Origin of the sequence: Streptomyces sp. 8L (assembly GCF_020176795.1) — a bacterium.
Classification (GTDB): Bacteria; Actinomycetota; Actinomycetes; order Streptomycetales; family Streptomycetaceae; genus Streptomyces.
Window position 1 is genome coordinate 1 of sequence record NZ_JAIUKE010000117.1, and the last position, 21,510, is coordinate 21,510.

Sequence of the window (21,510 nt, forward strand, 5' to 3'; positions counted from 1 at the left end):
GCGGCCGCCCTCGCCGCCTCGCGCAGCAACTCCTCGACGCCCGCGGCGTCGAGCGGCGCCACCGGCAGCTGGTGCACCCACGCGGCGAGGTCGTCCGGCAGGTCCAGCGGGCCCCGCGCGGTCACCAGCACGAGGCTGTCGGAGCGCTCGGGGACGAGTGTGAGCACCTGCTCGGCGTCCCGGGCGTCGTCCAGTATCACCGTCACCGGCAGGCCCGTGAGGTGCCGGTGATAGAGCTCGGTGAGACGCCGCAGCTGCTGCTCCTGCGACGACGAGTCGCGGAACAGCAGCTGCTCGCGCGGTGCGCCGAGCCGGTTCAGCAGGTGCAGCAGCGCGTCCCGCGTCGACAGCGGGGCCAGTGCCGAGACCGCCGACGCCGCCGAAGCCGCCGACGGCACCGAGGGCTCGGGGTTCTCGCCGCCCCGCAGGTCCACCACGCACGCGCCGCGGAACTGGTCGCGCAGGTGGTGTGTCGCGCGTACCGCGAGCGTTGTGCGTCCGGAGCCCGGCTCACCGTGCAGCACCACGACCGTCGGCCGGGTCTCGGTCGACGCGCGCGCCGCGTGCACCCACTGCGCGATCTGCGCCACCTCGCGCCGGCGCCCCGCGAACGGCCCCTCGGGATCGGGCAGATGCCCGAAGGACTGCTCCAGCAGGCTCCGCCGCCGCGCCGCCGCGCTGCGGTCCTGGCCGCGCAGCGAGGTGGCCGCGGACGCACGGTTCCTGGCCTCCCGGTTCGTGGCCGACCTGACGACCCGCTGCTGGTCGAGGAACGGCCGGATGCCCCGTACTTCGAGCGCGCCGAGCCAGGCGAGCCGCAACTGCTCGACCCGCGCCGGGTCCGCGCCGGGGGCCGCGGGCCGGTGCACGGAGGTGGCCCGTACCACCGTGGTCGCCGCGCCCGCCACGGCGACGACCGCGCCCGTACCGACCGCCGTGTCCGCCGCCGTGCCGAACGCGGCGACCGCGCAGGCCGCGGCGACCGCGGCGACCGCCGTGACCAGGACCGGAGTCGCCACCCCGCCCTGGCCAAGCCGGCCGGCCAGCGGCCCCCTGCCCGCCTCCAGAGCGTCCAGGGCCGTCGTGTACGCCGTGTACTCCTCGGCGGCGGTGGCCGTCAGCTGCTCGAACTGGGACTGTGCCCGGGCGAGCAGCGCCGCGCTGTCCGTCCCGCCGCCGGCGCGCCGCGCCTCTTCCTCCACCGCCCGTACCAACAGCCGCTCGACCTCCGCCCGATGGCGCTCCCGCATGTGCAGTCCCCCTCCGCCTTCGCGTTGTGTGTCCCTGGTCCTGCCCGCCCGGCGCACCTGTGAAGCCGGTCACGGAACACGCGTACGAAACCGGGACGGAAACGGGACGTACGGGGCTCTCGCCCCCTCGTTCCGTTAGAGGGTCTCACCGTCGCATTTGCCTTTCACCACGCCAGCGAGTTATAACGTATAACGAACGCGATGACCTCAAGCGAGCGTCAACAGGGATGAAGGGGCGTCATGGAGAACGAGCGCATACTCAAGGTTGTCCTGCCGGGCGTCGTGGCCCCGGAGGGCCTGGAGCTCCAGGACGGAGCCGCGCCCCGGGCAGGCAGGGGACAGGTCGTGATCGCGATGGAGGCGACCGGCGTCTCGTTCGCCGAGCAGCAGATGCGCCGCGGGCGATACTTCGACCAGCCGCCCTTCCCCTTCGTGCCGGGCTACGACCTGGTCGGCCGGGTGCTGGCCGTGGGCGAGGGCGCCGACCCGGGCCTTGCGGGCCGCCGGGTGGCCGCACTGGTCAAGGTCGGAGGGTGGGCGAGCCGCGTCGTGGTCGACGCAGGCGACGTCGTCCCCGTCCCCGACGGCGTCACGGCGGCCGAGGCGGAGACCATGGTGGTCAACGGCATCACTGCCTGGCAGATGCTGCACCGCAAGGCGCGCGTACGCGCGGGACAGACCATTCTGGTGCACGGCGCGGGCGGCGGGGTCGGCACCGTCCTCGTACAACTGGCCCGCGCGGCCGGTGTGAAGGTGATCGGCACGGCCTCGCCCCGGCACCACGAGGCCCTGCGCGCGTTCGGTGTGACCCCGGTCGACTACCGGTCGGGCGACGTGCCGGCCCGGGTCCGCGAACTGGCGCCCGGCGGAGTGGACGCCGTCTTCGACCACCTCGGCGGGCGCAGTGTGACCGACTCCTGGCACCTGCTCGCCCGGGGCGGCACCGTCGTCGCCTACGGTGCCGCCTCCGCCCTCGACGACACCGGCTCCAAGCAGTGGCCCGTCCTGAAGATCATCGCCCGCTTCTCGCTCTGGAACGCCCTGCCCAACGGCCGGCGCGGCTACTTCTACAACATCTGGGCCGGACGCTCCTTCGGCAAGGACCGGTTCCGCGACCGCCTGCGCGCCGACCTCACCGAGGTGTTCGCGGCCCTGAGCCGAGGTGACGTGACCGCCCGCATCGCCGCCGAACTCCCGCTGGCCCGGGCCGCCGAGGCCCTGCGCCTCGCGGAGTCCGGCACCGTCTCGGGCAAGGTCGTCCTGACGGGGTGAGGTTCTGAGCCGGGGCCCTGACCCACCGGGGCGCCGGCGCGTCACGGGTCATGGTGCCTGTGTTGCCTGTGTTGCCTGTGTTGTTCACGGCGTTCGCGGTGCCTGTGGTGTCGCGGTGTTCGCGGCGTTCGCGGTGTTCGCGGTGCCTGTGGTGTCGCGGTGTTGGCGGCGTTCGCGGTGTTCAGGCGAGCAGCACGCCGATGAGCGTTCCCAGGGTGTTGTTGACCGCGTGGACGATGACGCCGGGCCACACCGACTTGGTGCGCACCAGCAGGATGCCGTTGATCGCGCCGACCACGAGCGCCGGGATCAGCGCCAGGTTGAGGCCGTGGGCCGCGGCGAACAGGACGGTGCTGCCGACAACGCTCACCCAGGCGCCGTACCTGCTCAGGGCGGTGGCGAGCACGCCCCGGAACGCGAACTCCTCGCCGAGGGGCGTGAGGACCGCGATGAACAGCAGTTGCAGGATCAGGGCGAGCGGGCCGGCGGAGGCGGCGGCGTGGTAGTCGCCCTGCGGATCGTCCGTGCTGCCGGTGAGCCCCACGAAGACGGCGGCGACCAGCCGGGTCACGACGAACGCGAGCAGCCCGAAACCGAGCGAGAAGAAGATCCAGCTGGTCCTGATGGGGCGGACACGGAACGCGGACCAGGAGCGGACCCGGAGGGCGAAAGCGCCGAAGAAGGCGAGCAGGCCCATGATCCCGGAGAGCGCCGCGAGAGACAGCCCGCTCGCGACCGGCTTGTCGTCGGTGAGCGCACTGACGATCGGAGGGCCGACGATGTAGCACAGGATGTAGACGGCCGCGGCGACGCATATCTCGGGCCACCCTGGCCGCTGTTCTTCCGTGCTGGTCACCTCTGTGGGAGTGGCGGCGTGGGTGATCACGGAGATTCCTCTCGTGCGGGTTGATTGTCCGGCGGATTTCTGTACGGGCATGGAGCATGTACGCGATGAGGCTGAGCGCGGCCGACCGGAACAGGCGGTCCGGGAGCCCCGGAATTCGGCCGGAGAGCGCAATCCCCGGGGTGTCGCGCCTGTTCTCGTAAAGGATTCTCGTAAAAGGATTTTCGTAGAAGAAAAGGACGGGGTTTCGGATATCCGCGGCGCCCGTTCAGCCGACCGCGGGCCGCCGCCCCGGGGCGGGTGCGTGACGTTCCGCGGGTGCCGGCGCCACGGGTGCTCTGCCTCCTCCGGGTTCGGTCGCGCTCTCCGGTACACCGTACCGCACAGTGTGCCGTACGGTGTACCGGAGGCTGTTCGGCGCGGCAGCGCGGCAGAGGAACGTCCGCTGTTCCGTCCACGATCCGGGCGATGGCGGACGGCAGCTGCGATCGGGCGCGGTGGGGCACCTCGGGCTTGAGAAGGGGCGACGGCCGAGCGGCGGCCGGCCCAGGGCCCGTCTCGGAACGGAGACGCCATCCGCCGTGCGCCGTCCGCCGGGCGAAGGTGCACCACACCGCCGGAGGGAACGCGCGACGCGTACCCGACTCGGGTCGAGTCGGGTATCAGGCGCGGCGATGCCTCAGGGCGATTCCGTGGCTGCGGCGTGCTCGCCGGGAGAGGTCAAGGATTGTTCCGCGAACCAGCGGAGCGTGTTCTCCGCGCGGTCGAGCCCCTTTTCGTCCCTGTCGAACAGAAGGCGCAGGTGCAGTCCGTCCACGAGGGCCAGGAACCGGTCGGCCAGCACTTCCGGCGTGCTGCTCAACGTGCATCCGTCCGCTGCCAGAAGGCTGAACCAGCGTGAGGTGATCAACGCCGACTCCTCGTGCCCGGAGCGCACCATTTCGAGGACTTCCGCGCTTGCATCGGGACCGAGAGCAAGAGTGAGGAGTTCGAACCACACCACAAGGGCGGACTGCGGGTCGGCCGCGCCGGGGAGGAACTGCCGCAGGCTCGCGTACAGCCGCTCCGCGGGAGCCAGGGAGGCCTCCTGTATCCGGTCGTTGCTGAGCGCGTAGGAGACCACTCGCTCCGCGACGGCCCGGTAGAGCAAAGCCTGTGAGGGGAAATACGCTCGCAAAGTCGTCGCACCCACACCGGCCGCGGCGGCGACGGACCGTACGCTCAGGCCGCGAAGACCATCCGTTCCGGCGAGGCGCGTCGCCACGTCCAAGATGTGTTGTCGCTTGTCGGCATTTCCCACCACTTGGCGATCGTATAGCGCGTCAAGCGGACCAGAGCGCCGGGGTGGCCACGCGCGAACTGGATTTCCGTTCGTCGCGAGCGGACCGCGACAGCGAAAACGGCCGACGCACCCGAATTAGCGCAAGCGCCGCGCGAGCCGGCGTACGCACCGGGCTGTCGCAGCCCGCTGAGCCTCGCCCCGTCCCGCGCACACCTCACGTGTCGCGTCACGGAGGGATCTTGGCGTTGTCGGCGGTGAGGACCGTCGCGGTGGCTGCCCTCATGGCAGGGAGTCAGTGGTCTCGACGGCGCTCCCAACACCGCCCAGCGGTCGGCACTGCCTGGTGGCACGACCCACTCGGCGGGTTGGCCGGTAAGGGAGGCGATCATGTCGAAGTCGCCGTCGTAGTGCAGGACGGTCAGCCGGTTCAGTTCCGCTGTGGCGGCGACGAGAAGGTCCGGGAGCGACAGTGGCCGGTCGAACAGGAAGCGATCCTGCATCAGGCGGCCCAACCGCCGTCGCGCTTCAGCGTCCCGTCGGCATTGCGAGGCCCCGTGCTCTCGATGATCTCGCTGAAGTCGAAGTCGTCGGCGTCCATGGCGTCGAAGCCCTCTTGCCGCAGGTGCCGCTTGACGGCGTCGTCCATGGCGAGCCGTACGGCCTGATGAGGGATGCCCAGCCCTGCGTCAGTGGCCGAGCGCACCCCGTACTCCGAGGGTGCAGGGACGCCTCAGAAACCGGCGCGCGGGTCGCTTCGTGGATCGCCGTGCACGACGCGTGCGTCGTAGAGACCTGCCCTGGCCGACCGCCGCCAGGGTCTGGCGTACTGCAGGGCCACCATGATTTGAGGGTCTGTCGATTCGCGTTCAAGATCGGCGACCGAGATGCCCGGGCGCCCGTCGGCGGCGCAGCGCGCCAGCCACGCGCCGCCTGGAGCGACGATCCCGGAGGCGGCCACCGTGCTGTTCTGCGCGGCCACCGAGAGGCCGACCCAGTAGCAGTACATCGCCCCGTACGCCTGGGCGATGGTGGCCGGTGAGGTGGCGACGCCGTCGGTCGAGATCAGCACGCAGTCGACCCCCAGCCGCTCGTACTCGTCGAACAGTTCCGGGAACTGCACCTCGATGCACAGCGCGGTGCCGAACCGGAAGCCGTCGACCTCGAAGGCCAGCGGTCTGCTGCCGGGGGTGAACATGTGGCTGATCTCGGTGTGAGACAGGAACCGCTTGTCGTACCGGTCCACGAGCTCGCCCTGATCGGAGACGACGTAGTAGCCGTTGAGCGGCCGGTTGGGTGCGGTCAGCCGGTGCGGCGCACCGAAGGCCGTCCAGATCCCGAGCCGTCCGGCGCACGCCGCGATCGCCTCGGACTGCTCACCGATGACATCCCACGCAGCCCGGCTCCAGTCCGCCTCACCGACGACATCCGGGCCACCGCTCGACATCACGTGCTTGTCGGGATACACGAGCGAGCCTTCAGGGAACTGCACCAGCCGCGCGCCGGCCGCCGCGGCCTCGGCCATCAGCCGCCTGATCTCGGCTCCGGCCGCGTGCAGACCGCGCGGATCGTAGGGGTCACCTGGAACGATGTTCTGTGCCACCGCGAGCCTGAGTGTGTTCACCACCCCACAAGGCTATTGGTCGCGGCGGCCCTGCGGCACGGAGAGCGAGTCCGGGTATCGCGTGTGCCAGGGGCATCAAGGTCGACGTCCCGCACCAGTGGGGCGCGGCCCGGACCGTTCACCTGCTGGGCGTGGCGCATCCACCGTGCGCTGTGTGCCGACCCGCTTCCGACTGGCCCGCCCGACCCTTCCGGACCGCGCCACCGGCCGGGTCATCCGCCGCTACGAGCGCGACCGGCCCGGCCAACTCACGCACCCGGACATCGAAAAGCTTGGCAACATTCCCGGCGGCGGCCACAAAGCGCCGGGCCGCCAAGCAGGCCGCAAGGATCGCTCCGGAGCCTGGCCACAGTGACGCAAGGCCTATGCCTCCGTGCACCATGCCTCCGGCTTTCGACCACAGGCGAGGCTATTCAAAGGTTCTCGGCACCCCGAGTTCAGCGAACAGCGCCCTCACGGCAGGATCGACGGAATAGAGCACCGTTCCGTGGATGGAACGAGACATCAGCACCCCGTACGCGTTGCGCAACGCTCGGGTGAGCTCGGCGTCGTCCTCGATGCGCGAAGCCTTGCTCTTCACGTACTCGCGGTGGGCGACCCAGGCACCGTTCTCCCACGTGAGGTCGGGTCCCATGATCACGCCGCCCCACTGGTACTCAAGGCCCTGAGCGGTGTGTACACAGCCGATCTGCTAGGCGATGGCTCACTGGGAGGCTGGCTTACCGTCCCTACTTACTGGCGGGCTCCCGCGCACCAGGGCGTTGGATGAAGTCCCTATCGGCCCGCGCCTGAGAGTGAGAAGACCTGTTCCACGCCACCGTCGCAGTCGTTCCAACCGCGGAACTTCTCGACGAGCCAGGCGGCCGGCCCGGTGGCGAGTCGGTCAGAGCGTAGGCGGGCGTCTGTGGCCTGGTCGGGTGGAGGTGTTGGTATCCGCCTTCTGCAGCGAACCAGTTGGCGGAGGAGTTGACGAATGCCTTCTCCTCCTCGGTCAACGGTGGTTCTCCTTCGCCCAGGGGTGGGCGGAAGGCGCCGGGGATGAAGTTGAGGTGCAGCCATGGGTGAGCACGAGCGGGTAAGGGTTGGAGCCGGTTCCGCGCTGGTGGATGAAGTGGATGTCGGTTTCGTCGACGTCAGCGGTGAACTGCGGCAGGGTGTTCAGTTGGGCCTCTCGGGTTCGCCGATCGAGGCGGTTCTGCCGGTAGTCCGTCAGCCGTTGGAGGAAGGCCAGGTCCGTTCCGTCTTCCCAGTCCAGGGTGTGTCAACTTGACGGCTCCGCGTCCGGTGGGAACGCGGAGCCGCTATTCACGAAGCCCTACTCAGACTGGCGGTCACTGTGTGAGCCGTCCCAAGCGGTGCCAGGAGCCGGCTGGCGCGGTCATGCGCCTGGGGCAGGTGCGGAAAGGTGGGCGTTCTCCTGGTGTGTGGCGGTGAGCTTGACGCTGCTGAGGCGCCAGCCGTGGGGCGTCCGGACGGCCTCGTTGTCGTAAAAGCCGACGACCAGCCATCGGTCTGGCCCCCCGTCTGCGCGCTCCTTCGGCACCCAGTGTTCGGCGCGGACGTGCGCATGGAGGGTCGCGCGGTCGCCGTCGATCTCGACGACGTGACCCGTGATGGCGTGGTGGGTGGCGGAGAAGGGGGCGAAGGATCGGCTCAGCACCTGAACATACTCGTTGAGCGGCACGGTCATGGGTGGCAGACCCATGACCGAGGAGAAGTCGAGGGTCACCGAGTCTGTGTAGACGAGGGAGGGGAGACGGGTGAAGTCCTTGAGGTCGGCGATGTCGGCGTAACGGCCCATCAGCTCGATCAGCTCGATGCGGTCGGTGGGTGTGGGCATAAGGAACTCCCTGCGGACTCGGGCGTAGGTGCGGGTTTCGGATGCTGGGACCAATGGCTCATCGCGAGGACGCGGTTCATCAACCGGGCCGGCAATAACGTGTGAGGAGGATGGCGAAAGTGGCGTCCGTGCCGAGGCTGTACCGGGCGTGCGGGCGGGGCGTGGTCGCCACCCTGACGATCTCGGGCCCCGCCTTCGCCGCCGGTACGGCGCGTTCCAGAAAGTCAGTGTTCGACGGCGCGGCCGCGTTGATGAGGCCGCCGTTGAGACCTGGTGCTCGCTGTTAGTCCCGGGGACGACTACGGGGGAGATGCCACCGCTGTGGACGGCCCTTTCACGAGGCGGGGGTCGTGGGCGCATCGAGGGGGAAGCGCGTGCCGGTCAGCTCCTCCGACACCTCCCACAGCCGTCGTGCCGCCGCTGGGTCACGTGCCCTCGCGGCCCGTCGGACCAGCGTCGGCGCACCGCGCATGCCCCACAGCCGGTCGGGGCCGACGTAGCTGTCGCCGGGAAGGTCCGCGGTGGCGGCGTACAGCGTGGGCAGGGCGCCGGCCTCGGCGCTGTGGGCGACGAGCCCGATGAAGCGTTTCTCGACGCGGAAGCCGAGGGACGGTTTCTCCTCCGGTCGCATCAGGTTCGTCGACGCGATGCCGGGATGCGCGGCTGTCGAGATGACGCGTGATCCCGCGCGGGTGAGTCTGCGCTGCAGTTCGGCGGCGAACAGGAGGTTGGCCAGCTTGGACTGCGTATAGGCGGCATTCGGCCGGTACGGTCTGCGCTCCCACCGAAGGTCGGAGAGGTCCAGGGAACCGATCCGGTGCCCGAGCGAGGCTACCGTCACGACCCGCTCCCTGATGCGCGGAAGAAGCAGGTTCGTCAGGGCGAAGTGGCCCAGGTGGTTGGTCCCGAACTGCAACTCGAAACCGTCCGCGGTCCAGGAGAGCGGCCCCAGGGAGAGACCGGCGTTGTTGATCAGTAGATCGATGGGGCCCGACAGGTCGTGGGCGAACGACCGGACGGAGGAGAGGTCGGCGAGATCGAGGGCACGAACCTGGACCGTGCCCGTCATGGTCGCCGCCGCCGCTTCCCCCTTCTCCGGGTTGCGTACCGCCAGGACCACCTGCGCACCGCGCTCGGCGAGAACGCGGGCGGTGACGAGCCCGATACCGCTGTTCGCGCCGGTGACGACGGCGGTACGGCCGGTCAGGTCGGGAAGGTTGGCAGGGGAGAACCTGGACATACCGCGAGAGTAGACAGTGGAAACATTGTTGTCAATGACAACATCGAGCGGGGTAGGCTGACCTCATGCCTGACACCATCGAGCAGCGGCCCTACCACCACGGGAAACTCCGCACGGAGCTGCTCGAAGCGGCGGAGCGCAGCCTGAGGGTGCACGGGGTCGAACAGCTGTCCCTGCGGGACCTGGCACGGGACATCGGCGTGAGTCACGCGGCGCCCCGCCGGCACTTCGCTGACCGCCGCGCGCTGCTCGACGCCCTCGCCGAGTCGGGCTTCGTCCGCCTGGGCGCAGAGCTGCGGGCCGCGGTGGAAGAGATCGACGGCGAGGGCGATCTGTCCGCTCGCCTGCACGCGTTCGCGTGGGCCTATGCGCGGTTCGCCACCGAGAACGCTGCGCTGACCGGGCTGATGAACTCCAGCAAGCACCACCCGGGGGCGACCGCGGTCGCCGAGGCGGCCGCAGGCGCGTTCGGGCAGATCAGCGACCTGATCGAAGACGGCCAGGCACGCGGCGAGTTGGAGGGGGGCGCCCCGGAGGACGTCGGGCTCATCATCTACGCCACCCTCTTGGGGATCACGTCCATGGTCAACAGCGGCATGGTCGAGCCGGGGCGGCTTGAAGGACTCGTGGACACCGCGGTGTCGCAGTTCCTGCGAGGCGCCCGCCCGGCGGGGCCGCGCTGATCTGGCCGCGCGATTGTGTCGCGCCCCCGCTCCCGGTGTATCGCCTTGTGAGGTTGGGGACGCGGCCGGCGGGAGCAGCGCGATGTTGATCGTCGGTGTGCGGCCAGACGAGGAGGGCCTCGCGGCGCCCCTGCTCACTGCGGTAGGTGTGGGCGAGGCTGTCAACGCCGCCGCCAAACACGGCGTCATCGGCTTTCCCCGCTCCGCCGCCTTCGACCACGCCGCCGGCCACATCCGCATCAACTGAATCCGCCCCAGCGCCATCGGCACTGAGACGTTCCGCCGCCTCGGCGACGCCGTCCCGGCGGGTTGCGCGCTCATGGCTTACGAGCCCATCGGTCGCCTCCGCCGTCCTCAGGCTGCGCTTCGAGGGTGGTGCCTTCACCGCGCTCGTGGTCGACGACGGCCAAACCGCCTAGTGAGGCCAAGTTTCCGTGGTGCGAGTTTCGGCTGCGGCTGCGCTGCTCGGCATGGTGCGAACCTTGCTCCCCGTCCTCGCGCGGGAAGGCGATCCCGACTTCACCGGTCCGCCCTCACCATCGTGCGCCTCGGTCTGCTCGTTCGCCGGCGCGTCGTCTCACTTCGTCTCGTTTGGATGACTCGTGTGCACCTGCCCGAGGAAGACCGTGCGCTCGTCGACGTAGAACCAGATGCGCGCAGTGCCCTTCGCCGTCGGCTTGTGCTGCCGGCGCTCGTAGGACGTTTCTCCGCGCTGGACAGCGCCGAGCTCGCCCTTGAGCCGATAGTTCGTCGGCGTCGCGGACAGGGGCGTTCGCGTGAGGAAGTCCCAGGTATCCGTCATGGGATTACGGATCGTCGCAATGAGGTCCCGCCACCTCTTGCGTGCGTCGGTGGTGGCGAAGCGGATCTCGTACGGCCCGGTCCCGGCAACTGCCCGTCCGGAGCCATGTCTGGACCCGAGCGGGGCGGTGCTGATCCATGGGCGTTGCTGAGCATCGCGTGCGCGCAGGTCAACATCACCCTGAGGCAGAGACCCTGGCGGGAAGTGCGAGGCGACCTGGGCCGGGGGGTCCGGGTCCTGCGACGATGCCGGTATGAACCGGCTGGCTGGTGCGACCTCGCCTTATCTGCTTCAGCACGCGGACAACCCGATCGACTGGTGGCCGTGGGGACCGGAGGCGTTCGAGGAGGCGGAGCGGCGTGATGTGCCCGTTCTTCTCTCGGTCGGCTACTCGGCGTGTCACTGGTGTCTGTGCACTTGCTGAACTCATAAATGCCTACCAGGCGTGACTTCATACAGTGATTTCATGAGCGCCGGAAGTGATGACCTTGACGCCCAGATCGACGCCTGGACACAGGAGCAGTTAGCCGCCTCGCCTGATGGGTCCGTGGGGAAGTGGACGAGCGTCATGGCGATCCTAGAGCCGGACGACCGAGGCAACCCCACCTCGCGACAGGCCTGCTTGAGATGACCTGCCCACCCGTCAACCTCGTTTCTTTCTGAGCGCGGAATGGTGGGCATGGAACCGTGATCGCAGGTTCACCGAGATTAGACGCACAAGCCTCCTTGTGCCGGGGGTGGGCTCGCCTGGACGCGCTGTCCATACCTAGGAGCGCTAGTGCGTTGCTGCTTGTTCTAGCCTGGCCCCCGCAGGGCAAGGAGTGGGAGCAGGATGCCGAAGGTGCCTGAGAGTCGGCGCGTTGGGCGCATGGCCGTGAATGCTGGTTTGGGAACGCCAAGGGGTGGGCTGCTGGGCTGACATGGCGAACGGAACGAGTACGGCGAACCCATGGCCTTCTGGCAGCAGACAGCGCGGAAGCGCACTGGCTCACGGGGTGCTCCAGCTCAACAGAGTGGTGCCGCCGACCGGTCGAGTGAACCGATTTTCCTGACGGTGAGGTTCCTTGGCGCAGCTACATCTGACGTCGCGCCTGTCACTTCAACGTCTCATCAATGTGGGTGAGCGGAAGGGGAGCGGAGCGGTGATCACGTCGAACGGCGTGTGGGGTGGCTTCCCACGTCGGCAACTGCTCGGGCGAAGGTACAGAAGGTCAAGACCCGCTCGGGCGCACCAAGGCCGCGTAGCGCGCACAAGAAACCGACCAGAAGGGTCAGGGGGTAGATGGCGCGCTGGAGGGTGAGTGCACCAGCGCAGATCACGGTAGACAGCAGTGCCACGGTCACGATGAGAATCCTTTCGGAGTGACGGCGCACCGCCCGGTGCGCTGACCTCATACAAGGCTGCGCGGTGCCTGAACTCCGAGGCGCGTTGCGTGCCAAGGTGCTCAAAGTTCCTGGTCGAGCCGACAATGTCCGGATTTCCGGTCCGGATCGTCTACCAGGAGTTGCCGTCACGCCTCGCGCCCACATCTGGGTCGAAGGGAGAGTGGCGGCTGCTCGTAGGAACCGGCTCCCTGGTCGAAGCGAGGCAGACGGCCGCTTTTGCCGCCGCGCCGGAGCCGGGTGCGGATCTGGTCAGCCCGCTCGGGAGCGTGTGCGGGATGCCTCGGTGTCGCAGCCGGGCCCGGATGGCTCCGGAGGGTGCAGCCTTTGGCGCTCCAGTCGCCTCCAAGGGCCCTCTCTCGCCTCCATCACCGCGGGTGAACCCCATGCAGTCGTTGGTGTTCCGGCCCGCGACACCGAGGAGGGCCAACGGGCCAGCGCACCGCAAGCCAGGTACATCCTGGCGGTCGATTCTCCGGAAATCGGCCGAGCGCCAGGCCGTGGAGACCTTCTCTCGATGCCTGACGGCATGCTGGTGAGCTTCTACAAGGGTGGAGTTCACCGGATCCCAGTCAGTCGATGTAGCGGGACCGGATCCACCCTGGAGTAGCTGCTCGGAGGCGCGGTCCTTGGCCTTCTGGCGGAAACGAGTGTGCAGACGGCTTGGGTGCGTTCCACCCGAGCCGTACTGGTGGGAACTTTCAGGCGATTCCATTCGGCGCGTTCCGGTCGTCAAACCGTTGCCGACGTCGTAGGTTCCGGAAGGCAGTTGCTGGGAGAATGCCCACTTGATATCGAACGATTCATCTAGCTCATGATGACGTAATGCTCGATCATGATCCATCACTAAAGATCGGCACGTTGTGCGCGATTTGGCGGGATCGCGTTAATGTGTGAATCCTCGGGAAGGATCGCGAGGTGACACGTTCCCGAACTCCTCGAACCATCCTTCTGGCCGCAGATCCCCAATGCTCATACGTTGATTGAGCGGGTTTTCAGGGTGCTCTAGTCCTTGCATCATCGGGTCGTAGAGAAAAAGCACATCGTGGTCCTGGAAGAGCAGGTCCGAACAAACATCCCAGTCGTAGTCGCCCTGCTGTTCGGGGAGCCCTTGTGTGAACTTGGCCACCAGATCCGGTTCATCGCATGTCATAGCCGAAGCGCTCTCTAGAGCAAAGTGGAGCGCCAGCTCCTCCTCTGCGCAGCGTGGTTCGGGAGGGTGGCCGAGAGTGATGTCCTCGTTGAGATCATCCAGGGCTCTTAGTACCCTGCGCCGCCAGCGTCGTGGCTGGTTCCATGTGGAGGCCGGCAAGCGTGCGAAGAAGATCCCAAAGCTGTTTGGAGAGATCGGCTGATCACCCAGTTCGTCCAACTCTTCGTGAGCCATATCGGCGAGTATCTCCAGGTTACAGCTGAGGATGCGTGATGTGCGGGCCGTCATTTGCCACGGCTCTTCATCCTCCTCATCCCATTCGACGTTCGGGTTCCAGGTTTTCGAACCCAGCTCGTGTCCCATTTCAGGCCGGTAGATTCTCGGTTCATTGAAGAATGTGATTGCAACCGAATCCCCGCCTTCTGTAGCGTGGACGTACCACTCATGAGCTTCGTCGTTTTGCCCGCGCCGCTGGGCGATCACACCCCGGAGTCGCATGGCAAGAGCATCTCCTTGGTCGGCGGCCCTCTCGTAGCAGGCCGCTGCTTCGTCCCATCGCCCTTCAATTTCGTGGAGGGCGCCAAGGGCACGGGCCTGCAACGGAGTTCCTGTCTCAGATACGGTCTGGTACCACGAAGACCAGGTGTGTTCCGGCCGTCTTTCGCGCTGTACGAACCCAAGGTCGTGCATTGCGCCGTGGCTACCGCGGACCGCCAGCGGAGAGAAGCAGCGCTCGGCGAGCACCCGACGACCGAAGCGGAAGGCAGATCGTCCGACCGGTAGCAGCTCGCTACCGCCATTCGCGTGCGTGACCGCAGCTTCCCACACCTCGTCGGGGATGGCCGTAGCTTCGACGGCACTGGCAACGGCGTCCACGAGGTAGTCGAATGGTCGCCAAGCCTCGATGGTATCCGTGGCAACCAGCATTCCTGCCACACCGAACTGGATCTCGGTTGCCCACACTAGCGCCTGCTCGGGGCTCTCAGCCTGGAGGCGTGAGACATCCCCGGCACTGAGATAGCACGTGGACAATTCCAGCAGCGTCTCGGTGGGTAGAGGGGTGGAGATGCCTGCCCGCGCAAGATCAATCGCTGCCTGAACCAGGGCAGCGCCACGGGGATGGCCTTTCGGCTGGCGTCGTGTCGTCAGGAATTCCTCAAGCAGCTTCGGTCCGGCTGCGAGGTATTCCGCGATGCCGTGAACGCCGTGGCGGTGGGCTGCGTCAGCCAGACGGCTGTCGGAGTTTGGGTTCGCCAGGTGTGCGCGGAGCCTACCCATTTCCGTCTCGGACCACTGCCGGTCCAGTACGAGGGGCTCGATGAGGTTCAGGACCCGGGATCCAAGGCGGCGCACGGATGCCACGTCGGCGTCCATGCCTCGCAACGCGCGCTCACTGTAATTGCCGTACACCTCAGAACGCATGGTGGCCATGACCACAACCCGTTGCTCTAGAAGCGCGGACAACATGCCTTGATCGAGGCCGCCGGCGAGGAGGAAGCGATCGAGGTCGTCCAGCCAGAGCACCCACCTCCGGTGGCCGGGCCTCGGTAGGGATACATGTGCCAGCACGGGGCTCAGGTCGCTGGCCGCAGGTGGGGCAACGATCCAGTGATCGGACAGTTCGCGCCGTACAGCTTCGAAAGCGCACCGAGATTTTCCGGCTGTGGACTCGCCGACCAACAAGACGAGGCCTCCGGTCTCCCTGGCTTCTGCCAGCTGAGCCGAGACTGTACTGTCTACGTCCCGTGGGACATAGGTCGGTAGTGGGGGAGCGCCCTCAAGGCGACTTGTTCGGTGTACGCCCAGTTCCAGAGGATCGGACTCAGTCACAGGGCGGATCGGGATCCGGGCTGCGCCTACCGTGATCTGGCGCGATTCTTCCTGCGCCGGAGTGGGAGTCTTTGCTCGCGCCGCGCGCAGTAGGCGATCCCAAACTGCCGGGTCGGCGAGTGCGGCAGGGAGAGCGATGTTTCGCTGCCGAGCCAAGCTGTCGACCGCCCTGAGAAACTCTCGGAAGAGCTTATTTGTCGGTGCGTGCTTCCCGCTTCGCCAATCGCTGATGCGCTGCACGGACAGGGAACTTCGCCCGAGGCGGTCCCTGCTCGCAGAGCAGATGACGGCTGGCTTCGGGGAGCCAGCGGCAGCCAAAAGAGCCTCCAGGTGCTCCCGGAATTTGCGCTTTCCCTTGTGCTCAGTCATGACGGATTTCCCAGCGCTGTCAGACGGCTCCCAGATCGACAGTGACGGAGAAGGGTGCGGCAGTCTTGATCGTGCCGGTGAACATCTCGCCGTCCCTGTAAGCCTTGGTGGCGGGGTCGAGGACGTAGGTGTACACGATCGGAACGCCGGTGGCCGCCTGCTCGATGCGCCAGTAGAAGGGGATGCCCGCCTTGGCGTACTGGTCGACCTTCACGATCCGGTCTGTGGTTTCTGACCCTGGGGACACGACCTCGACGACCAGGAGTACGTGCTCGGGGCGGGTGGGTGTGAGGTCGATGGTCTCCGCGCGGTACACGGTGGCGTCTGGACGGCGGTTGGTGAGGGGGACGTCCTGCAGGCGGACGTCGAAGTCCGTGTCTGCGTTCCAGACCGGGCCCGCGGCGGCGTCCAGGGCGTTGGCCAGGATGCGGGCCAGCCGGTTGCGCCGTTTGGAGGCGCTCGGGATCACGACGACCATCCCGTCCACGATCTCGATGCCGGCGCACTGCTCCTCGGACCAGGAGTCGTACTGTTCCGCGCTGATCTGCGTATGCATTCAGGCGGGTGCCACCATCTCGGCGGTCATGGTGTACCTCCTTCGAGAGGCTTCGGCAGGTCCGGCGCTGCTGCGCCCAGCCTACTGTTCCGGGGTGTCGAGTCGCCCGGAATCGGGCCAGACGCTGTGAGAGGCTGGGGCGTATGAACCGGCTGGCTGGTGCGACCTCGCCTTATCTGCTTCAGCACGCGGACAACCCGGTCGACTGGTGGCCGTGGGGTCCGGAGGCGTTCGAGGAGGCGGAGCGGCGTGATGTGCCCGTTCTTCTCTCGGTCGGCTACTCGGCGTGCCACTGGTGCCATGTCATGGCGCGCGAGAGCTTTGAGGATGCCGATACCGCCGGCTACATGAACGAGCACTTCGTCAGCGTCAAGGTGGACCGCGAGGAGCGGCCCGACGTGGATGCCGTGTACATGGAGGCTGTGCAGGCCGCCACCGGGCAGGGTGGGTGGCCGATGACGGTGTTCCTGGACGCCGAGGCGCGGCCGTTCTACTTCGGTACGTACTTCCCGCCCGCGCCCCGCTCCGGCATGCCGTCCTTCCCGCAGGTGCTCGAGGGCGTGGTCAGTGCCTGGCGGGAGCGCAGGGACGAGGTGGCGCAGGTGGCGGGGCGCATCGTCACCGAGCTCGCCGGGCGCTCTCTCGCGCAGGGTGCCGACACGCCGCCCGGCGAAGCCGAGTTGGCGCAGGCGCTGCTGGGGCTGACCCGGGAGTACGACGAGCGGCACGGCGGGTTCGGCGCGGCGCCGAAGTTCCCGCCGTCGATGGTGCTGGAGTTCCTGCTGCGCCATCACGCCCGTACGGGGGCGGAGGGCGCGCTCCAGATGGCCGCCGACACGTGTGAGGCCATGGCGCGCGGCGGGATCTACGACCAGCTCGGCGGCGGCTTCGCGCGCTACTCCGTTGACCGGGAGTGGGTCGTGCCCCACTTCGAGAAGATGCTGTACGACAACGCTCTGCTCTGCCAGGTGTATGCGCGGCTGTGGCGGGCCACGGGATCGGACCTCGCGCGGCGCGTCGCGATCGAGACCGCCGACTTCATGGTCCGCGAACTGCGCACCGCCGAGGGCGGGTTCGCCTCCGCGCTGGACGCCGACAGCGACGACGGTACCGGCGCGCACGTCGAGGGCGCCTACTACGTCTGGTCGCCCGCGCAGCTCGCGGAGGTGCTCGGTGAGGACGACGCGGAGTTCGCCGCCCGGTACTTCGGTGTCACCCCGGAGGGCACCTTCGAGCACGGCGCCTCCGTCCTCCAGCTCCCCCAGGAGACAGGGCCGGTGGACGCGGCGCGGGCCGCCTCCGTACGGGAGCGGCTGCTCGCGGCACGCGGCCGGCGGGCGCGGCCCGGCCGGGACGACAAGGTCGTCGCCGCCTGGAACGGCCTCGCGATCGCGGCGCTCGCCGAGACCGGCGCGTACTTCGACAGGCCGGACCTGGTCGAGCGCGCCACCGGGGCCGCCGACCTGCTCGTACGGCTGCACCTGGACGACTCGGCGCGCCTGGCCCGTACGTCGAAGGACGGCAGGGCGGGGGCCCACGCCGGCGTGCTTGAGGACTACGGCGATGTCGCCGAGGGCTTCCTCGCGCTCGCGTCGGTGACCGGCGAGGGCGTGTGGCTGGAGTTCGCGGGCTTCCTGCTGGACATCGTCCTGGACCGGTTCGCCGGCGAGAGCGGCGCGCTCTACGACACCGCCGACGACGCCGAGCAGCTGATCCGCCGCCCGCAGGACCCCACCGACAACGCCACCCCGTCCGGCTGGTCGGCCGCGGCGGGCGCGCTCCTGACGTATGCGGCGCACACCGCTTCGGAACCCCACCGCACCGCCGCGGAACGGGCGTTGGGCGTGGTGCGCGCGCTCGGCCCGCGCGTGCCGCGGTTCATCGGCTGGGGCCTCGCGGTCGCGGAGGCCGCGCTCGACGGGCCCCGCGAGATCGCCGTCGTGGGAGACGGCGCGGCGGCCGAGGAGCTGCGGCGTACCGCGCTGCTCGGCACGGCGCCCGGCGCGGTACTCGCGGCGGGGGAGGCCGGAGGCGACGAGTTCCCGCTGCTCGTGGACCGGCCGCTGGTGGACGGCGCACCGGCCGCGTACGTCTGCCGCCACTTCGTCTGCAAGGCCCCCACGACGGACCCCGCGGAACTGGCCGCCGAGCTCGGCACCGTGCAGTAGGAAGCCGTGGCGGGTACGGCGGCCCGCACGCGGGCGTTCCCGCGGGGCGCCAAGCGCCAAGCGCCAGGTGTCAGGTGTCAGGTGTCAGGCGTCGGGGTCCAGGTCTCCCAGTACCGCCATGCCGCGGTCCACGAGGTCGAACACGTCGTCCTGGAAGCCCCGTTCACCCCAGTACACCGTCACTTCCCTCAGCGCGGTGAGTACCGTGGTGACGAACAGGCGCAGCTCAAGCTCGGCCGGGTCGCGGTCCGTGCGCTCCGCCAGGACCCGGGTCAGGAGCCGGGCCGTCGCCGACAGCGACTCTGTCGTACGGGCGCGTACCGACGGTACGTCGACCATCAGGCGCGTGCGCGCGTAGACCTCCTCCGGCTGGTCGCGCAGCATGCTCCGCAGACCCTCCACGATCACGAAGCGGAGTGACGCGAGGGCCGGCTCGTCCGCGGGGCGGGCCCGCAGGACGTCCGCCATCACCTGGTCGTACTCGTCGGTGAGGACGATGTCCTCCTTGACGGGGAAGTAGCGGGACACGGTCGAGGGCGAGACCTCCGCCGCCTCCGCGATCTGCTCCACGGTCGTCGCCTCGTACCCGGCCCGCGCGATCAGCCGGTACGTGGCCCGGCGGATCGCGACCCTCGTCCTGAGCTTCTTGCGCTCGCGCAGGCTGAGGCCGGCGTGATGCTCCCCGAGGCGGGTGTGCGGCGTGGCGTCCATGGGGTCATTGTCGGGCACCCCCGTGCGGCGGGACCTCATCCGGAACGCCGCGCTCCGGAGCGCCGCGAGGCGGGGCGCGAGGGTGCGTGGGTTCCGGGGCGCCGCGAGGCGGGGCGCGAGGGCGCGCGGTACGTCGGCGCCCGGCAGGCGGACGGGGTCGCGCGACACGCCCGTGGGTGTGGTGTGCGGCGGTCCGGAATCCTTAGGCCTTTCTTTACGTCCTTTACCTGCCCTGGTGGCAGGGGTGCGCCCCCGTTCCCGCCGGTCGTCGCACGGTTGCCGTACTGGCGGCGCTGACCTGCGCGTTTCTCGATTCCCCCGGACGAGGTCCGGTCCTTGACCCGTGGCGATGCTCACGTGTGCGACCCCCTGGACAGATGGGCGCGCGCACCGGATGATCAAATGAGTGCGGTCGGCACCGGATGAGCATGCTGCGAAGCGTCCGGGTCGCAGCCCCCAAGGGGCCGGAAATCACACCCTCATCAAGGAGCACTCGTGGCAAGCGATATGGCAGCTCCCCTCGTCGCGCCCGCCGACACCCCCCTCGGCTTCACCCCCGCGCCCACCCGGCACAGGGAACTCGTCGCCTGGGTCGAGGAGATCGCCGAGATCACCCAGCCCGACCGCGTCGTGTGGTGCGACGGGTCGCTGTCCGAGTACGAGCGCCTGTGCGAGGAGCTCGTGGCCAAGGGCACGTTCGTCAAACTCGACCCGGCCAAACGCCCCAACTCGTACTACGCCGCCTCCGACCCGTCGGACGTGGCACGCGTCGAGGACCGTACGTTCATCTGCTCCGCCAAGGAGGCGGACGCCGGTCCCACCAACCACTGGATGGACCCCGCCCGGATGCGGGACGTCTTCACCGGCGAAACGGGCGTCTTCCGCGGTGCGATGCGCGGCAGGACCATGTACGTCGTCCCGTTCTGCATGGGGCCGCTCGGCTCCCCGCTCTCCGCCATCGGCGTCGAGATCACCGACTCCGCGTACGTCGCGGCCTCCATGCGCACCATGACGCGGATGGGCCAGGCCGTCCTCGACGAACTCGGCCCCGACGGCTTCTTCGTGAAAGCCGTCCACACCGTGGGCGCACCGCTCGCGCCGGGCGAGGCCGACGTGCCGTGGCCCTGCAACACCACCAAGTACATCTCCCACTTCCCCGAGGACCGCGAGATCTGGTCGTACGGCTCCGGCTACGGCGGCAACGCGCTCCTCGGCAAGAAGTGCTACGCGTTGCGCATCGCGTCCGTCATGGCGCGCGACGAGGGCTGGCTCGCCGAGCACATGCTCATCCTGAAGCTCACCCCGCCGAACGCCGGGAAGGACGGCGCCGGGGCGAAGTACGTCGCCGCCGCCTTCCCCTCCGCCTGCGGCAAGACCAACCTCGCCATGCTGGAACCCACCATTCCCGGCTGGAAGGTCGAGACCATCGGCGACGACATCGCCTGGATGCGGTTCGGTGAGGACGGCCGCCTCTACGCGATCAACCCCGAGGCCGGCTTCTTCGGCGTCGCGCCCGGCACCGGCGAACACACCAACGCCAACGCCATGAAGACCATGTGGGGCAACTCCGTCTTCACCAACGTCGCCCTCACCGACGACGGCGACGTGTGGTGGGAGGGCATGACCGAGGAGCCGCCCGCGCACCTCACCGACTGGCGGGGCAACGACTGGACGCCCGCTTCGGGCACCCCCGCCGCGCACCCCAACGCCCGCTTCACCGTCCCCGCCGGGCAGTGCCCGATCATCGCGCCCGAGTGGGAGGACCCCAGGGGCGTGCCGATCTCCGCGATCCTCTTCGGCGGGCGGCGCGCCTCGGCCGTACCGCTGGTGACGGAGTCGTTCGACTGGCAGCACGGTGTGTTCCTCGGCGCGAACGTCGCCTCGGAGAAGACCGCCGCCGCCGAGGGCAAGGTCGGCGAGCTGCGCCGCGACCCGTTCGCCATGCTGCCGTTCTGCGGCTACAACATGGGCGACTACATGGGCCACTGGCTGGAGGTCGGCGCCGACCGCGACCCCGCGAAACTCCCGAAGATCTACTACGTCAACTGGTTCCGCAAGGACGAGAAGGGCTCCTTCGTGTGGCCCGGCTTCGGTGAGAACAGCCGGGTCCTGAAGTGGATCGTCGAACGCCTCGACGGAACGGCCGACGGCGTCGCGACCCCGATCGGCACTCTGCCGACCAGGGACGCGATCGACACCGAGGGCCTCGGCCTCTCGGAGGACGACCTCGATCTGCTGCTCACGGTCGACAAGGAGATCTGGCGTGAGGAGGCCGGGCTGATCCCGGCCCACCTCGCCACCTTCGGCGACCACGCGCCCGCGGCGCTGTGGGACGAGTACCGCGCGCTGGTGCAGCGCCTCGGGTGACGTCGAACCCCCGGAGCCGTCGCCACGGTTCCGGGGGGCCTGTTTGTTCCGGGCCACGGTTGGGTTGTCGAGGGCCCCTGTTGTCGAGGGGCCGCGTTCGTTTCCAGGGCCCGTTGTCCAGGGGCCGCGTTCGCCGGGC

19 protein-coding genes and 2 pseudogenes are annotated in these 21,510 nt (G+C 68.8%); 7 read left to right on the plus strand and 14 right to left on the minus strand.

Annotated elements, in window-relative coordinates:
• A partial coding sequence (locus LCE31_RS11830) for an AAA family ATPase (RefSeq protein WP_225014156.1) occupies window positions 1-1,250 on the minus strand: 1,250 nt, incomplete at its 3' end.
• 240 nt (window positions 1,251-1,490) lie between these two features.
• Here LCE31_RS11830 and LCE31_RS11835 point away from each other — a divergent pair.
• Window positions 1,491-2,522 (plus strand): medium chain dehydrogenase/reductase family protein, encoded by a 1,032-nt coding sequence (locus LCE31_RS11835; RefSeq protein WP_225014157.1) that lies wholly within the window; start codon window positions 1,491-1,493, stop codon window positions 2,520-2,522.
• 181 nt (window positions 2,523-2,703) lie between these two features.
• Here the strand turns inward: LCE31_RS11835 and LCE31_RS11840 are convergent, their stop codons facing one another.
• From LCE31_RS11840 to LCE31_RS11860, 5 genes and pseudogenes are all read right to left on the minus strand, one after another.
• Window positions 2,704-3,408 (minus strand): CPBP family intramembrane glutamic endopeptidase, encoded by a 705-nt coding sequence (locus LCE31_RS11840; protein WP_225014158.1) that lies wholly within the window; start codon window positions 3,406-3,408, stop codon window positions 2,704-2,706.
• Window positions 3,409-4,045: 637 nt separating this feature from the next.
• On the minus strand, window positions 4,046-4,669 hold the full coding sequence (locus LCE31_RS11845) for a TetR family transcriptional regulator (RefSeq protein ID WP_225014159.1): 624 nt from the start codon (window positions 4,667-4,669) through the stop codon (window positions 4,046-4,048).
• Window positions 4,670-4,974: 305 nt separating this feature from the next.
• Window positions 4,975-5,130: pseudogene (locus LCE31_RS11850) on the minus strand (VapC toxin family PIN domain ribonuclease); the annotation flags it as partial.
• Between the two features lie 17 nt (window positions 5,131-5,147).
• Window positions 5,148-5,351, minus strand: coding sequence for a type II toxin-antitoxin system VapB family antitoxin (locus tag LCE31_RS11855; RefSeq protein ID WP_225014160.1), 204 nt, complete (start codon window positions 5,349-5,351; stop codon window positions 5,148-5,150).
• Between the two features lie 27 nt (window positions 5,352-5,378).
• Entirely contained in the window at window positions 5,379-6,272 is an 894-nt protein-coding gene (locus tag LCE31_RS11860) for a carbon-nitrogen hydrolase family protein (protein WP_225014161.1), read from the minus strand.
• A gap of 151 nt (window positions 6,273-6,423) precedes the next feature.
• On the opposite strand from LCE31_RS11860, the gene LCE31_RS41195 reads away from it, so the two are divergent.
• Window positions 6,424-6,624 carry a hypothetical protein gene (locus tag LCE31_RS41195; protein ID WP_374118454.1) on the plus strand — a complete coding sequence of 67 codons (201 nt, stop codon included), beginning with the start codon at window positions 6,424-6,426 and terminating at the stop codon, window positions 6,622-6,624.
• A 54-nt stretch (window positions 6,625-6,678) separates the two neighbouring features.
• Here the strand turns inward: LCE31_RS41195 and LCE31_RS11870 are convergent, their stop codons facing one another.
• The 4 genes from LCE31_RS11870 to LCE31_RS11885 form a co-directional block, all read right to left on the minus strand.
• Window positions 6,679-6,957, minus strand: a complete 279-nt coding sequence (locus tag LCE31_RS11870) for a DNA/RNA helicase domain-containing protein (protein WP_225014180.1) — start codon at window positions 6,955-6,957, stop codon at window positions 6,679-6,681.
• Window positions 6,958-7,260: 303 nt separating this feature from the next.
• Window positions 7,261-7,524, minus strand: coding sequence for an epoxide hydrolase N-terminal domain-containing protein (locus LCE31_RS41200; RefSeq protein ID WP_225014181.1), 264 nt, complete (start codon window positions 7,522-7,524; stop codon window positions 7,261-7,263).
• A gap of 123 nt (window positions 7,525-7,647) precedes the next feature.
• Window positions 7,648-8,109, minus strand: a complete 462-nt coding sequence (locus tag LCE31_RS11880) for a nuclear transport factor 2 family protein (protein WP_225014162.1) — start codon at window positions 8,107-8,109, stop codon at window positions 7,648-7,650.
• 334 nt (window positions 8,110-8,443) lie between these two features.
• On the minus strand, window positions 8,444-9,349 hold the full coding sequence (locus LCE31_RS11885; protein ID WP_225014163.1) for an oxidoreductase: 906 nt from the start codon (window positions 9,347-9,349) through the stop codon (window positions 8,444-8,446).
• Window positions 9,350-9,414: 65 nt separating this feature from the next.
• On the opposite strand from LCE31_RS11885, the gene LCE31_RS11890 reads away from it, so the two are divergent.
• Window positions 9,415-10,032: a TetR/AcrR family transcriptional regulator gene (locus tag LCE31_RS11890; RefSeq protein ID WP_225014164.1), complete on the plus strand. Its 618-nt coding sequence runs from the start codon at window positions 9,415-9,417 to the stop codon at window positions 10,030-10,032.
• Window positions 10,033-10,114: 82 nt separating this feature from the next.
• Window positions 10,115-10,279, plus strand: coding sequence for a hypothetical protein (locus LCE31_RS11895; protein ID WP_225014165.1), 165 nt, complete (start codon window positions 10,115-10,117; stop codon window positions 10,277-10,279).
• A 330-nt stretch (window positions 10,280-10,609) separates the two neighbouring features.
• On the opposite strand, the gene LCE31_RS11900 is transcribed toward LCE31_RS11895, so the two are convergent.
• Window positions 10,610-10,834: a hypothetical protein gene (locus LCE31_RS11900; protein ID WP_225014166.1), complete on the minus strand. Its 225-nt coding sequence runs from the start codon at window positions 10,832-10,834 to the stop codon at window positions 10,610-10,612.
• Between the two features lie 253 nt (window positions 10,835-11,087).
• Between LCE31_RS11900 and LCE31_RS11905 the strand changes: the two are divergent.
• Window positions 11,088-11,243 (plus strand): annotated as a pseudogene (locus LCE31_RS11905) (DUF255 domain-containing protein); the annotation flags it as partial.
• A gap of 1,860 nt (window positions 11,244-13,103) precedes the next feature.
• On the opposite strand, the gene LCE31_RS11910 reads toward LCE31_RS11905, so the two are convergent.
• Window positions 13,104-14,894, minus strand: a complete 1,791-nt coding sequence (locus LCE31_RS11910; RefSeq protein ID WP_225014167.1) for a tetratricopeptide repeat protein — start codon at window positions 14,892-14,894, stop codon at window positions 13,104-13,106.
• Between the two features lie 694 nt (window positions 14,895-15,588).
• The gene (locus tag LCE31_RS11915) at window positions 15,589-16,125 is read right to left on the minus strand and encodes a Uma2 family endonuclease (protein ID WP_225014168.1); all 537 of its coding nucleotides are present in this window, start codon (window positions 16,123-16,125) and stop codon (window positions 15,589-15,591) included.
• Between the two features lie 143 nt (window positions 16,126-16,268).
• On the opposite strand from LCE31_RS11915, the gene LCE31_RS11920 reads away from it, so the two are divergent.
• On the plus strand, window positions 16,269-18,293 hold the full coding sequence (locus LCE31_RS11920; RefSeq protein WP_225014169.1) for a thioredoxin domain-containing protein: 2,025 nt from the start codon (window positions 16,269-16,271) through the stop codon (window positions 18,291-18,293).
• An 84-nt stretch (window positions 18,294-18,377) separates the two neighbouring features.
• Here LCE31_RS11920 and LCE31_RS11925 read toward each other — a convergent pair whose 3' ends face one another.
• On the minus strand, window positions 18,378-19,004 hold the full coding sequence (locus LCE31_RS11925) for a TetR/AcrR family transcriptional regulator (RefSeq protein WP_225014170.1): 627 nt from the start codon (window positions 19,002-19,004) through the stop codon (window positions 18,378-18,380).
• A 495-nt stretch (window positions 19,005-19,499) separates the two neighbouring features.
• Here LCE31_RS11925 and LCE31_RS11930 point away from each other — a divergent pair, with 495 nt between their 5' ends.
• Window positions 19,500-21,371, plus strand: a complete 1,872-nt coding sequence (locus tag LCE31_RS11930) for a phosphoenolpyruvate carboxykinase (GTP) (RefSeq protein WP_374118455.1) — start codon at window positions 19,500-19,502, stop codon at window positions 21,369-21,371.
• Window positions 21,372-21,510: the final 139 nt, after the last annotated feature.